The 13,485-nt window shown below is 68.1% G+C and carries 13 protein-coding genes; 8 read left to right on the plus strand and 5 right to left on the minus strand.

All coding sequences use genetic code 11. From position 1 onward, the window contains the following. Positions 1 to 25: 25 nt before the first annotated feature. A complete protein-coding gene (locus QRT08_RS11365) occupies positions 26 to 991 on the plus strand; it encodes a beta-ribofuranosylaminobenzene 5'-phosphate synthase family protein (protein ID WP_286046068.1) in 966 nt (321 codons plus the stop codon). A gap of 40 nt (positions 992 to 1,031) precedes the next feature. Here the strand turns inward: QRT08_RS11365 and QRT08_RS11370 are convergent, their stop codons facing one another. Continuing rightward, the gene (locus QRT08_RS11370; protein WP_286046069.1) at positions 1,032 to 1,229 is read right to left on the minus strand and encodes a C2H2-type zinc finger protein; all 198 of its coding nucleotides are present in this window, start codon (positions 1,227 to 1,229) and stop codon (positions 1,032 to 1,034) included. 145 nt (positions 1,230 to 1,374) lie between these two features. Here QRT08_RS11370 and QRT08_RS11375 point away from each other — a divergent pair, with 145 nt between their 5' ends. After that, positions 1,375 to 1,698: a transcription factor S gene (locus QRT08_RS11375; RefSeq protein WP_286046070.1), complete on the plus strand. Its 324-nt coding sequence runs from the start codon at positions 1,375 to 1,377 to the stop codon at positions 1,696 to 1,698. 9 nt (positions 1,699 to 1,707) lie between these two features. On the opposite strand, the gene QRT08_RS11380 is transcribed toward QRT08_RS11375, so the two are convergent. Together QRT08_RS11380 and QRT08_RS11385 are read right to left on the minus strand one after the other, a co-directional pair. After that, positions 1,708 to 3,945 carry a heavy metal translocating P-type ATPase gene (locus tag QRT08_RS11380; RefSeq protein ID WP_483299951.1) on the minus strand — a complete coding sequence of 746 codons (2,238 nt, stop codon included), beginning with the start codon at positions 3,943 to 3,945 and terminating at the stop codon, positions 1,708 to 1,710. A gap of 5 nt (positions 3,946 to 3,950) precedes the next feature. Beyond that, positions 3,951 to 4,289 carry an SHOCT domain-containing protein gene (locus QRT08_RS11385; protein ID WP_286046071.1) on the minus strand — a complete coding sequence of 113 codons (339 nt, stop codon included), beginning with the start codon at positions 4,287 to 4,289 and terminating at the stop codon, positions 3,951 to 3,953. 225 nt (positions 4,290 to 4,514) lie between these two features. Here QRT08_RS11385 and ppc point away from each other — a divergent pair, with 225 nt between their 5' ends. After that, the gene (ppc, locus tag QRT08_RS11390; protein ID WP_286046072.1) at positions 4,515 to 7,247 is read left to right on the plus strand and encodes a phosphoenolpyruvate carboxylase; all 2,733 of its coding nucleotides are present in this window, start codon (positions 4,515 to 4,517) and stop codon (positions 7,245 to 7,247) included. Here ppc and QRT08_RS11395 read toward each other — a convergent pair. Further along, complete coding sequence (locus QRT08_RS11395) at positions 7,244 to 7,942, minus strand: hypothetical protein (protein WP_286046073.1); 699 nt, start codon at positions 7,940 to 7,942, stop codon at positions 7,244 to 7,246. The two genes, ppc and QRT08_RS11395, sit on opposite strands and share 4 nt — an antisense overlap. A 149-nt stretch (positions 7,943 to 8,091) precedes the next feature. Here QRT08_RS11395 and QRT08_RS11400 point away from each other — a divergent pair, with 149 nt between their 5' ends. From QRT08_RS11400 to cruF, 5 genes are all read left to right on the plus strand, one after another. After that, the gene (locus QRT08_RS11400) at positions 8,092 to 8,592 is read left to right on the plus strand and encodes a YkgJ family cysteine cluster protein (RefSeq protein WP_286046074.1); all 501 of its coding nucleotides are present in this window, start codon (positions 8,092 to 8,094) and stop codon (positions 8,590 to 8,592) included. A 247-nt stretch (positions 8,593 to 8,839) separates the two neighbouring features. Continuing rightward, positions 8,840 to 10,375, plus strand: a complete 1,536-nt coding sequence (locus QRT08_RS11405) for a phytoene desaturase family protein (protein ID WP_286046075.1) — start codon at positions 8,840 to 8,842, stop codon at positions 10,373 to 10,375. Then, positions 10,372 to 11,202, plus strand: coding sequence for a prenyltransferase (locus QRT08_RS11410; RefSeq protein ID WP_286046076.1), 831 nt, complete (start codon positions 10,372 to 10,374; stop codon positions 11,200 to 11,202). The genes QRT08_RS11405 and QRT08_RS11410 overlap by 4 nt, the downstream gene beginning before the upstream one ends. Positions 11,203 to 11,253: 51 nt before the next feature. Then, positions 11,254 to 11,430: a hypothetical protein gene (locus QRT08_RS11415; RefSeq protein WP_286046077.1), complete on the plus strand. Its 177-nt coding sequence runs from the start codon at positions 11,254 to 11,256 to the stop codon at positions 11,428 to 11,430. 128 nt (positions 11,431 to 11,558) lie between these two features. After that, positions 11,559 to 12,383 (plus strand): bisanhydrobacterioruberin hydratase, encoded by an 825-nt coding sequence (gene cruF / locus QRT08_RS11420; protein ID WP_286046078.1) that lies wholly within the window; start codon positions 11,559 to 11,561, stop codon positions 12,381 to 12,383. A 102-nt stretch (positions 12,384 to 12,485) separates the two neighbouring features. On the opposite strand, the gene QRT08_RS11425 is transcribed toward cruF, so the two are convergent. Beyond that, the gene (locus QRT08_RS11425; RefSeq protein ID WP_286046079.1) at positions 12,486 to 13,436 is read right to left on the minus strand and encodes a phytoene/squalene synthase family protein; all 951 of its coding nucleotides are present in this window, start codon (positions 13,434 to 13,436) and stop codon (positions 12,486 to 12,488) included. Positions 13,437 to 13,485 lie beyond the last annotated feature (49 nt).

Genomic DNA, 13,485 nt, shown 5'->3' on the forward strand with positions numbered 1-13,485 from the left:
TTCCTGGATCCCCGAACCCCCGTCGATGACGGTCCGAGTGACCACCGGCGGCCGACTCCACTTCGGGTTCCAGAACCTCTCGCTCGCCCACGAGCGTCTCTACGGGAGTCTGGGGCTCGCAGTCGAGCGGCCGCGGCTGGTCGTCGACTGCGAGCGCGCCGAGGGCGTCCGGGCCGAACACCCGGACGCCGAACGCCTCGCCCGCCGCGTCGTCGACCTCCTCGACGTGCCCGGCGCGCGCGTCTCGGTCCGCGAGACCCTCCCCCCGCACGCCGGCCTCGGAAGCGGCACCCAGTTCGCGCTAGCGGTCCTCTCGGGGATCGCCCGCGCCTACGACCGCGAGCCGCGAGTCCGCGAGCGCGCCCCGCCCTTGGGGCGGGGCGGGCGAAGCGGCGTCGGGATCGCCACCTTTCGGGAAGGGGGGTTCGTCCTCGACGCGGGCCATCCCGCGACGCGCTTTACCGCCGAACGCCCCCGCGACGGAACCTGGGAGGTGCCGCCGGTACTCGCGCGCCACCCGGTTCCGGACCACTGGCGGTTCCTCCTCGTCGTCCCCGACATCGGTCCCGGAAAGAGCGGTTCCGAGGAGGACGCGGACATGCGGGCGGTCGTCGAGCGCGCGAGCCCCGGCATCGCCGACGAGATCACGGCGATCTGCGCCCGGCGGGTGTTGCCGGCGGTCGTCGAGGGCGACCTCGCTACCTTCGGATCGGGCGTCGCGGAGGTCGGCAGGCTCAACGGCGCGTGGTACGCCGACGCACAGGGCGGCGTGTACCGCCCGCCCATCGGCGAGGTCGTCCGCGAACTCGAATCCGACCCCGCGATAGCGGGCGCGGGCCAGTCCTCGTGGGGGCCGGTCGTCTACGGCGCCACCGACCGCGACCGCGCCGAGGCCGCCCGCGAGGCCGGACGGCGGGCGCTCTCGCGGGTCGACGTCGATGGCGAGGTTCACGTCGTCGCCGGTCGCAACGAGGGCGCTCGAATCGACTGACGGCCCTCCTCGCTCGCCTCCGGCGGGTTCGACCGACGCGTTACGGTTGTTTGCTGTAGTCCTCCTCGCCCTCGTGTTCCTCCTCGCCGTGTTCCTCCAGTTCCTGTTGCGTGTCGAAGGTCTCGTCACAGATTAGACAGCGGAACTCGTCTTCCTCCTCCACTTCGTCCGGTTCCCTCGGTTCCCCTAGCTCGTCGCCCTGGTCTTTCTCGTCCCCCTCCGTGTGATCATTTCCCATAGGACGAAACTCGATTCATTACCGGTTAATCGTGGACCTTGCGTTTGAAAGCGAATTATGTGTCGGAACGGGTGCGTCGCCGACCCGGCCTCACGTCGCGGTCGGGAACCGAGGTTCAAGTGGGTACGTCCACTACGGACCCATCATGCAGTTCTGTCCCGAATGCGGGTCGATGATGAAGGCCGAGGGCGAACGGTGGGTCTGCGGGTCGTGTGGCGCGGCGGTCCCGCGGGACCGCGAGGCCGAATCCGAGTTCGTCTCGACCGAGGAGCAGAGCGGTGACGAACTGATCGAGACCGAGGAGGGCGCGGAGTTCGAGGGCAAACCCACCGCGCGCGACGTCACCTGCGAGGAGTGCGGCGCGAGCGAGGCGTGGTACACGATCAAACAGACCGGCAGCGCCGACGAACCCCCGACGCGATTCTTCAAGTGCAAGGAGTGCGGCTATCGCTGGCGCGAGTACAACTGACCCGGGCGGTCAGATTCCGATCTCCGCCCGGCGGAGCAGTTGGGCGTTGACCGCGACGATGACCGTGCTCGCGGACATCAACACGGCGCCGACCGCGGGCGAGAGCAGGATCCCGACCGGCGCGAGGATGCCGGCCGCGAGCGGCAGCGCGAAGACGTTGTACCCCGCCGCCCAGACGATGTTCTCCTGCATCTTCCGGTAGCTCTTCGCGCTCAGTCGAACGAGGGTCGCCACGTCCCGCGGGTCGTTCTCGACGAGGACGACCTCGGCCGACTCGACGGCGACGTCCGTCCCGGAGCCGATGGCGATGCCCACGTCCGCGCGGGTCAGCGCCGGGGCGTCGTTCACCCCGTCGCCGACCATCGCGACGAGGTCGCCCCGCTCCTGTAGCTCGACGATCTTCTCGTCCTTGTCCTCGGGCAGCACCTCCGCGAAGTAGGTGTCGATGCCCAGATCGGCGGCCACGGCGCGCGCGACGTCCTCGGTGTCGCCGGTCAGCATCGCGACCTCGACACCCATCCCGTGGAGCGCCTCGATCGCCTGCCGGCTCTCCTCGCGAACGACGTCCGCGAGCGCGACCGCCCCGGCGGCCTGGCCGTCCCGAATCAGGTAGACGACGCCCTGTCCGCGCGAGCCGACCTCCTCGGCGAACGCCGCGAGGCGTTCGGGGAGTTCGACGTCGAGGTGGCGAAGCAGGTTCGGGCCGCCGACGTGGATCGTCTCACCGTCTCCGATTCCCCCGCCGTTCTCGGGTATCGTGACGGCCTCGACTTCGACCGTCGCGCGCACGCCCCGACCCTCGAGGGCCTCGAACCCACGGACCGCGGGGACGGACAGCGCCCGTCTGTCGGCCTCCTCGCGGATGGCCGCCGCGATCATGTGCTCGGAGTCGCCCTCGGCGGCGGCCATCAGCGCCAACAGTCCGTCCTCGCTCCAGTCCTCGACTGTGGCCACGTCGACGACGCCCTGCTCGCCCCTCGTGAGCGTGCCGGTCTTGTCGAAGACGACGATGTCGAGGTTGCGCGCCTCCTCCATGGCGATCCGGTCGCGCACGAGGATTCCGTTTCGTGCCGCCATCGACGTGTTGATCGCCACCACGAGGGGGACGGCGAGTCCGAGCGCGTGCGGACAGGCGATCACCAGCACCGTCACGACGCGTTCGACCACCGCGAGTCCGAAGCCGACCGCGACGGTCCACGCGACGGCGGTGATCGCCGCCACGCCGAGTGCCGCATAGAAGAGCCAGCCGGCGGCCCGATCCGCGAGCACCTGCGTCCGGGACCGGCTCTCCTGGGCCTCCTCGACGAGTCGCACGATTCCGGAGAGCATCGTCTCGTCGCCGGTCGCGCTCACGCGGACTCGAAGGCTTCCGTCCCGGTTGGTCGTCCCGCCGATCACCTCGTCGCCGGGCCCCTTCTCGACCGGCCTGGATTCGCCGGTGATCATCGCCTCGACGACGTTCGACTCGCCCCCTTCGACGACGCCGTCGGCGGGGACGTTCGCGCCGGGGCGGACGAGCACGAGGTCGCCCTCCGCGAGGCCGTCGATCGACACGTCCTCGATTTCGCCCGTCCCGGTGACGCGCTCTGCGGTATCGGGCAGCAGTTCGGCGAGTTCGTCGAGCGCGCCCGAGGCCCGCCTGACCGATCGCATCTCGATCCAGTGGCCGAGCAAGAAGACGACGATCAGCGTCACGAGCTCCCAGAAGAACGGCTCGCCGATCCCGAACGCGACGGCGGCGACGCTGTAGACGAACGCGACCGAGATGGCGAGCGAGATCAGGAGCATCATCCCGGGCTCGCGGTTTCGCGCCTCGACGGCCCCCATGCGGAGGAACGGGATTCCGCCGTAGGCGAAGACGATCACGCCGAAGACGGGGGCGACGAACGCGCCGCCGGGAACGGTCGGTATCGTGAATCCGAGCCACTCCTGTAGCATCGGACTGTAGGCGAGGACGGGGAGTGCGAGGACGAGACAGACGAAAAAGCGCGTCTTGAACATCGCCTCGTGGCCCGAGTGATCGACGTGCGCTCCGCGGTCGTGGCCGGCGGCGTGTCGTCCGTGTTCCTTCGCGTGTTCGCCTTCCGTGGCCGGCGTTTCGTTCGGTTTCCTCGCGTCCGCCCCGTCCGCCGACATGGTGCAGACCCGACAGCACGGACAGCGCCGGTCGGTCGGCCGATCGCTTTTCGTTGCGGTTCTCGTCGGGTGGCCCGAGTCGTGCTGGTGGTCAGAGTGATCGTCTGCCACGCGCCTCACTCCGTGCGCTGTAGGAGTTCGCGTCGTTCCTCGAACTCCTCGGTCGACATCTCACCGCGCGCGTAGGCGGTCCGGAGCTCCGCTATCGCGGCGTCGGACTCCCGCTCGTCGGAGCCACCGAGCGCCCCGTAGAGCAGGTAGCCGCCGACGAGGACGATCAGGAGGACGCTCGCCCACCCGAGGAGCCACGGCCAGCCCGTACCCGCCGTGCCCGCCCAGCCCATGTGGCCGAACCCGACCAGCGGCATCATGAACAGCATCATCAACAGCGGGGCGAGCAGGACGACGATGGCGACGAGCACCACCGCCCGGACGAGGGAGTCTGTGGTCGGCATGACGGTAGCTCACCTCGATCGTACACGCCAACCGGTTATCCCTTTGACGCTTGTGATCGTTCGGCCCGGCCCGCGTGATGGCTTGGAATCCACGGTGAAGGGCGACGTGCTCGAACGAGGGTTCGCGTATCGGACCGTCCGTCGTTGTCCAGAAATTAACTCGAATTCGAGACAACGTTCGCGGATAACAGGGACTTTTAGAGGGGGGCCGTGTTGTGGTCACGCATGGACGACGAGTTGCACAACCGGACCGTCAACCAGGACGTCCGGGAACTCGGCGCGCTCGTGGGGGATACGATCCGCGAACAGGCCTCACGGGACGACTTCGAGACCGTCGAGACCCTCAGGACCGCCTCGATCGCCTATCGCGACGGGGAGGCCGACTCGCGAGAAGGCCTCCACCAGATACTCGACCGCCTCCGGCCCGACCGCGAGAGCATCGTCGCGCGCGGGTTCACCACCTACTTCGAACTGATCAACCTCGCGGAGGAGCGAGAACGGGTGCGCGCGATCCGCCGCGCCTCCCAGGAGCGATCGCTCGGGGACAGCCTCGAGGTCGCCGCCGAGGTGCTCGCCGAGGAGGACGAGCGGACGGCGAGGCAGGTCCTCGAGGACGTCCTCATCGAACCCACCTTCACGGCCCACCCGACGGAGGCCCGCCGGAAGACCGTCAAGTCGAAGCTCCGGTCGGTCGCGCTCGACCTCGAGACCCTCGACGAGCGCACCCTCACCGACAAGGAGCGGAGCCACGTCGACCGGACCATCGAGAGCGAGGTCGTCAGCCTCTGGCAGACCCCCCAGGTACGGTACCGCCGGCCCGAACCGACCGACGAGGCGATCAACGTCCAGTGGTACCTCGAGAACACCATCTTCGACGTGGTCGGCGAGGTCTACGACGAGTTCGAGGCGGCCCTCGAGGACGTCGACCACGACATCGACGTTCCCAAACTGTTCGAGTTCCGCTCGTGGGCCGGCAGCGACCGCGACGGCAACCCCTACGTCACCCCCGAGGTGACCGCCGAGACCCTCGATCGCCAGCGACGGGTCGTCCTCGAACGCTACCGGGACGCGCTCAAACGCCTCTCCGGGGTGTTGAGCCAGGACGGGAGCCGGATCGACGCCGGCGAGAGCTTCGAGAAGTCGCTGACGGCCGACCGCGAGCGCCTCCCGGGGGTCGCCCGCGAGGCCGAGGAGCGCTACCCGCGCGAGCCCTACCGCCAGAAGCTGAAGCTGATGCGCGAGCGCATCGACCGGATCGACGACGTCCGCCCCGGCGGCTACGAGGACGCGACGGAGTTCCGCGCCGATCTGGACGTCCTCGCCGAGAGCGCCGAGGAAAACGGCGGCGAGAGCGTCGTTTCGGCCCACGTCGATCCCCTCCGTAGGCAGGTCGACACGTTCGGCTTCTCGCTGGCGAGTCTCGACCTGCGCGACCACCAGGAGAACCACACCGAGGCCGTCGCGGAGGCGCTCGCGCTCGAGGGGATCGATTATCGGGATCTCTCCGAGGACGAACGGATCGAGACGCTCACCGAGGCCGTCCTCCAGGACGAACGGGTGATCGACCCCGAAGCGCTCTATCGCGACGAGGACGTCGAGATCTCCGAGACCGCCCGCACGGTACTGGAGCTGTTCGCCCGGTTGGCCGACTGGCAGGCCGAGTACGGCGACGACGCCATCGACACCTACGCCATCTCGATGACCGAGGAGCCGAGTCACGTCCTCGAGGTGCTCTTCCTGGCCGAGCAGGCGGGCGTGATCGCGCTGCCCGACCACTCCGGACTGGACATCGTCCCCCTGCTCGAGACCGAGTACGCGCTCTCGGGCGCGCGCCGGATCATGGGGACGCTCTTCGAGAACGAGGCCTACAGCCGGGCGCTCGCGGCGCGCGGGGACACACAGGAGATCATGCTCGGGTACTCCGACTCGAACAAGGAGAACGGCTTCCTGGCGGCGAACTGGTCGCTGTACGACAACCAGCGCCGCCTCGCGGCGATCACCGACGACTTCGACGTGACGATGCGGCTGTTTCACGGCCGCGGGGGATCGATCTCCAGAGGGGGTGGCCCGATGAACGAGGCGCTGCTCGCGCTGCCCAACGAGTCGGTCTCGGGGCAGGTGAAGTTCACCGAACAGGGCGAGGCCATCGCCGAGAAGTACGCCAACCCCCGGATCGCGGAGCGAAACATCGAGCAGATGGTCAACGCACAGGTGCGCGCGCGCCAGCGCTCGCTGCACGAACCCGAGGAGGAGGTCGACGAGGAGTGGGCCGCGGCGATGGAGACGATGGCCGACGCCGCCCGCGAGGAGTACCGCGACCTGCTCGAGAGCGAGGGGTTCGTCCGCTACTTCGAGCAGGCAACCCCAATCACCGTGATCGAGGAACTCAACCTCGGCTCCCGGCCCGCCTCCCGGAGCGGCGAGCGCACAGTTGAAGACCTCCGGGCGATCCCGTGGGTGTTCTCGTGGACCCAGTCCCGGTGTATCATCCCCGGCTGGTACGCGCTGGCCTCGGGGATCGACGCCTACCTGGACGGCGCGAGCGGCGACGCCGCGAGCGAAGGCGGTGACATGGAGACCCTCCAGGAGATGTACGAGGAGTGGCCCTTCTTCCGAACCACGCTGGACAACGCCGCGCTGGCGCTCGCCCGGACGGAGATGGAGATCGCCGCCGAGTACGCCGGACTGGCCGAGTCCTCGCTGCGCGAGACGTTCTTCCCCCGGATCGAGGACGAGTACGAACGCGCCTCGGAACTGGTGACCGCGATCGCGGGTCGCGACGCGCTGGTCCGCCGTGACTGGCTCGAGGAGAGCCTCCGGCGGCGCAACCCCTACGTCGACCCGCTGAACCTGCTGCAGACCCACCTGCTTGGCCAGACCCACCGCACCGACGCCGAGGAACGCACCCTCCGGCTCACCGTCAAGGGGATCGCCGCCGGCATGAAGAACACCGGCTAGTACGTCAGACGGAGGCCGTCGAGCCACGGCTCCTTCGCGTTCGTCACCCAGTCGACGAGGCCGACGGCCTGCCTGATGGTCACGAAGTTGTACGTGCGGTTCCAGGGGTAGTCGATGTCGTACTCCGCCTCCCCGGAGCCGCGATAGAGCGCCGCGAGCACCTGGTGGACGCCGTACTTCTCCTCGAACAGCCGGTTGCGCACGTCGCGGAGGTCGGAGTTCCTCGCGCGCCACTTGCGCTCGTGGACCCGGTCGAGGATCGCCTCCAGGGCCGCGCTCCGGTCCGATACCCCGTCGGGGAGGAACACGCGCGGTTCGCCGAAGTCGCTCGCGGCGAAGAGGACGAGGTGGCCGTCGAAGCCGCCGTTTCGTTCCCGGAGGAGGGCCCGGATGGCGTCGTGGTCCATGGTCGATTGATACGAATCACGCATGTCGAGCGCCTGCTCGAGCAGTTCGCGGTACCGCTCGTTCGGATCGCTCGCGCTCGGCTCCGGCGTGGGGTCCTCGCAGGCCGGGTGGGGCTCGCCGACCCGCCGGCCATCGAACGGGAGACGGCCGTCGTCGCCGGTGATCGGCCCGCCCGCGGCCGCCCCCGACACCCCCACCGCCGACAGCACGCCGGCGACCGCACCGCCCGCCCGGAGGAGGCGCCTGCGAGACCCGTCCACGTCGCCTGCCTCGGTCTCGTCGTCCATCGCTCCCTCCCTACGGACGGATTCGACAAATATCTGTGTAATTGAACGTTCGAATTAATATCATACACGATATGTGGTTTCCGATAACTACTCACACCGTCGTCGGACGTGATCCACGGGCTTTTGGCCGCCGGTCCCGTCGTGGGGGTGTGAGCACGCGCGTCGAGGTCCACCCCGGTCGCGAGGCGGTCGTCGAGTTCGACCCCGACCTCACCTTCGAGTGCGTCGACGAGTGTACGTGGTGCTGTCAGCACGGCGTGTTGCTCTACGAACGCGACTTCGAGGGGCTCGCGAGCTACGCCGACCTCGCCGACTCGACCACCTCGTTTCGCGGCGAGGAGTTCGTCCGCCGCGAACGGAAGGACCGGACCGACCACGTCGACGAGGACGGCGCGGCCTGTTACTTCCTCCGGGAGGACGGGCTGTGTGCGCTGCACGCCGAACACGACTGGAAGCCCACCCGGTGTTCGGTCTTCCCGCTCGCCGTCGAGCGACGCGACGGTGACATCCACGTCGACGTCCGGGAGAGCGCCCACGACCACTGCGAGGGCCTCGACGTGAGCGACAGGCGCGTGATCGACAACCTCGACGCCTTCCTCCCTGAACTGCTCTGGGACCTCCCCGATCCGGATACGCACCGTGAACTATAGGAACGGTGTCAGAGGCACGGGAGTGCGCCGAACCGGGCAGTACGACGCCCCACGTGGCTGACCAACTGTCAGCAATTAATCTATATTCTGCGTACATATATCTCTTATCCCTGGTTTGTCATATACGGGCTGGCCGAACTCGCCCGTCGTACGACCCGTTCGCCGCCCCCGTCTCTCGACGAGGGGATCGCCGAACCGCCGTCGCCGCGTCACCCGGATTTATGCGGCCGTCGTCCCGAGTACAGCCATGGAGCTGGGCGAGCAGTCGGTCGTCGTGATCGGGAGCGGGTTCGGCGGGCTTTCGACGGCGTGCTATCTGGCCGACACCGGGGCCGACGTACACGTGGTCGAGAAGAACGGGGGCCTCGGCGGGCGAGCGTCCCGATTGGAGGCCGAGGGTTTTCGCTTCGACATGGGGCCGTCGTGGTACCTGATGCCCGACGTCTTCGAGCGCTTCTTCGGCGACTTCGGGCGCTCGCCCGAGGACTACTACACGACCGAACGGCTCGATCCCCACTATCGGATCTTCTTCAAGGACAACGAGGGACCACGCCCCTCGGGCCGTGCGAGCGGCATCGAGCCGCGAGCGAACGGTGATCGGGTGGATATCTCCTCGGACGTCGAGGAGACCAAGGAGACCTTCGAGGCCTACGAGTCGGGCGCGGGCGAGGCTCTCGAGGAGTACCTCGAGAAGAGCGAACTCAACTACGAGGTGGGGATGGAGCACTTCGTCTACGAGGACCGCCCCCGTTTTCGCGACTGGATCGACCCCGACGTGCTGCGGAACGCCCGCGGGCTCTCGCTCGTCGGCTCGATGCAGGACCACGTCGAGGAGTACTTCGAGCACCCGCAGCTCCAGCAGGTCATGCAGTACACCCTCGTGTTTCTGGGCGGGTCGCCCAACAACACGCCCGCGCTCTACAACCTGATGAGCCACGTCGACTTCAACCTCGGCGTCCACTACCCCGAAGGGGGGTTGGGCGGCGTCGTCGACGGGATCGTCGATCTGGGTAGCGAACTCGGCGTGACCTACCACACCGACCAGCCGGTGGAAGCGATCGAGGGCCGCGCGGGCGGGTTCAAGGTCGAGGCCCGCGACACCTTCCTCCCCGATCTCGTCGTTTCGGACGCCGACTACGCCCACACCGAACTCGACCTCCTGCCCCCGGAAAAACGCCAGTATAGCGAGGCCTACTGGGAGTCACGGACCTACGCGCCCTCGGCGTTCCTGCTCTACCTCGGCGTCGAGGGCGACCTCGAGGGGCTGGCCCACCACACGCTCGTCCTCCCGACCGACTGGGAGTCCCATTTCGAAACGATCTTCGACGACCCGGAGTGGCCCGCCGATCCCGCCTACTACCTCTGTGCCCCCTCGAAGACCGACGACTCGGTCGCCCCCGAGGGTCACTCGAACCTCTTCACGCTCGTGCCGGTCGCCCCCGGCCTCGACGACCGGCCGGTGATCCGCGAGAGCTACCGCGACCTCGTGCTCCGGGACATCGCCGAGAACACCGGCGTCGATCTGAGGGATAGAATCGTCTTCGAGGAGGTCTTCACGATCGACGACTTCGCGGATCGTTACAACAGCGTCCGGGGGACGGCGCTCGGACTCGCCCACACCCTCGATCAGACCGCCGTGTTCCGCCCGCCACACCGCTCGAAGAAGGTTCCGGGACTCTACTTCACCGGCTCCTACACCACCCCCGGAATCGGCGTTCCCATGTGTCTGATCAGCGGCCGACTCACCGCCGAGGCGGTCGCCGAGGACTACCCGGACCAGTGACCCTCCGATACCTGTTGAAACTGTCCCGGCCGCGCTTCTGGTTCTACCTCGCGGGCCCCGTCCTCGTGGGCGCGGTCTTCGGGGCCGAGCGGGTCGACGAGTTGCTCTCGCTACCCACGCTCGTCCTGTTCCTCTACTTCCTCCTGCCCGCGAACGTCTTCCTCTACGGCATCAACGACGTCTACGACCGGGAGATAGATCTGGAAAACCCCAAAAAGGAGGGTCGCGAGGCGCGCTTCGAGGGCCAGCGGGTCGTCCCGATCGCCGTGATCGTCTGTGCGCTCGTCCCGCTCGCGTTCTTCCCGCTCCTCCCGCCGGGCGCGTGGCCGTGGCTCGCCGCGTTCCTCGCCCTCGGGGCGGCCTACAGCGCCCCGCCCGCGCGGTTCAAGACGACGCCCCTGCTGGACTCGGTCTCGAACGGGCTCTACCTCGCGCCGGGTGCGGCGGCCTACGTCGCGATCGCGGGAAGCCAACCGCCCGTACTCGCGATCGCCGGCGGGTGGCTCTGGACGATGGGGATGCACACCTTCAGTGCGATCCCCGACATCGACCCCGACCGCGCGGCCGGAATCGAGACGACGGCGACCCTGTTGGGCGAGCGCCGGACCTACGCCTACTGTCTGGCCTGTTGGGCGCTTTCAACCGTTTGTTTCGGCGCGCTCGACACTCGTTTGGGAGCGCTCTTTCTCGTCTACCCGGTGCTCGTCCTCGTCGTTTCGCTCACTGATGTCGATGTCGAGCGGGCGTACTGGTGGTTCCCCGCGATCAACGTCGCCGTCGGCGCGCTCTTCACGATGGGCGGGCTGTGGCTGTTGGTCTACGGGTGACGATCTCACGTGTGCGACGACGACTTATCGCGTCGCACCCTACGGACGGGCGTGGAAACCGAGTGTACGTACTGCGGGAGCGACATCGAGCGCCACGACCCCGTGTTCGTGAACGAGGGAACGAATACGAGCGACTCCCAAGCGGGTCAGTTCTGCAACTACGCGTGTCTGACGGCGTACGTCGAGGAGGAAGGACTGGCCACCGGCGCCGCGTGCGAATGGCCGTGAGACGGCGGTGACCGACCCCGCATTGGGGTCCGTCCGGACGACGCTCCCGACGAATCGGTGGAGTTTGAACGAGTGGGGCTAAGTGCCCGCCGTCCGAACGCCCCGGTAATGACGACGGGTGGCGAGTCGTGAGCGAGCCAGCGGTGGCGACCCCGCGAGCGCGGGTCGAATCGACCCTCGAACGCGTCGTCGAGGAGAACCGCTTCACCATTGCCGTCACCTTCCCGCTGGTCGGGGTCGCCCTCCTGATCGCCGGCAGGGAGGGGCTGGTCCCCGCCGCCCTTGCGATGAACCCCTACCTGTTGATCGGGGCCAACCTCGTGATGGTCTCGCCGCTCGTGGCCGGGCTCACCCCGCTGATCGACCGGCGTGCGGCCCTCGGACTCTCGGCCCTCGCGCTGTTTACGTGGGGGATCGAACTGGCGGGCGTTCTCACCGGGCTGCCCTACGGCGAGTTTTCTTATGGTGTGGAACTCGGCCCGATGCTGTTCGGGCTGGTGCCCCTCGGGCTTCCCGTCTTCTACTTCCCCATCCTCCTGAACAGCTACCTGCTCGCGTTGCTGTTCCTCGGAACCCCCTCGTTCCCCCGGCGGTTCGCGCTCACGCTGGGGGTCGTGCTCGCGCTCGACCTGATCCTCGACCCCGGCGCGGTCGCGCTCGGCTTCTGGGGGTGGGCGTCGCCGGGAGGCTACTACGGCGTGCCCGCGATCAACTACCTCGGCTGGCTCCTCAGCGGGTCGGTCGCCATCGCGATCCTCCAGCGCTCGCTCGATCACGGGGCCGTCCTCGCCCAACTGGAGGGCTGTGGGTTCTTCCTCGACGACCTGGTGAGCTTCCTCGTGCTCTGGGGGCTGATCAACGCCTACTTCGGGAACTGGGTGCCCGTCGCGCTGGCGCTGGGGCTCGCCGGGACCCTGCTCACGAGCGACTGGTTCGACTTCGACGTCCTGTAGGTCGTACCGTCGGTCAGAGGAACTTCGACGGGCCATAGCGCGCATGAATCCCGCCTGTCAACGGCCGATTTAGACCGATTTACGGGGTTATGACCGACGGTATCAGCGCGTAGGCAGGCTCTCGTGGTGGTGTTCGGTGGTACGACTGGTTCGGTCGGGGACGGCGCTGACCCGATCGAAGACCGCCTCGGGGTCGCTGTTCCACTGCCAGTGCCAGCGCACGAGGGCGACGAGCCACAGTTTCCGGAGCGTCCCCAGTTCGGGTTCGTTGTTCAGGACGTCGTACCCACACCGCCGGATCAGCCGGTGGTGTTCGGCGTAGAGGACGGCCGCAAGCAGGACGGGAAGCTGGCAGTCCCGCGGGAGGTACTTGATGCCGGCGACGCCCTCGCGGTAGAGCGACTCCGCGCGCGTGAGCTCGACTCGAATCGCGCGGGCGACGTCCTCGTTCATCTCGAAGCGCTCGATTCGCCCGTCGGCGACGCCACACGCCGCGAGCGTCTCCCGGGGCAGGTAGATCCGGTCGCGCTCGATCACGTCCTCGCGGACGTCCCGGACGAAGTTCGTCAGCTGGAACGCCTCGCCCAGCGCGGTCGCGTGGGGGAGGGCGGCATCGGGGTCCTCGGGCTCCATGACCGCGGTCATCATCCGCCCGACCGCCGCCGCCGACCCGTTCATGTAGGATTCGAGCTCCGCGTACGTCTCGTATCGGCGCGTCTCGATGTCCGTCACCATCGCGTCGACGAACGTCTCGACGTCCTCGTCGTCGATGCCGTGGCGCTCCGTGACGACCTGAAACGCCTCGAGAACCGGCCCGTCGGGTTCGGCCCGCCCGAGCGCCTGTGCGCGTATCGATTCGAGTTCGCGGCGCTGTTGCTCGGGCGGCGTGCCGTCGGCGTCGTCGACGACCTCGTCGGCGATCCGAAAGAAGGCGTACAGGACGTAGGTCGCCTCTCGCACGCGGCCCGGAAGCAGCCGGGTCGCGTAGTAGAACGTCCGACCCGTCCGGCGGTGGATCGCCTTGCTCCGTGCGATGTGGTCTCTCTCTACCATCTCGGGCCTCGATCCCTGCCGTCGACTAGGGTGGCCCGATTATTAGTTG

This window comes from Halalkalicoccus sp. NIPERK01, assembly GCF_030287405.1.
GTDB lineage: Archaea > Halobacteriota > Halobacteria > Halobacteriales > Halalkalicoccaceae > Halalkalicoccus.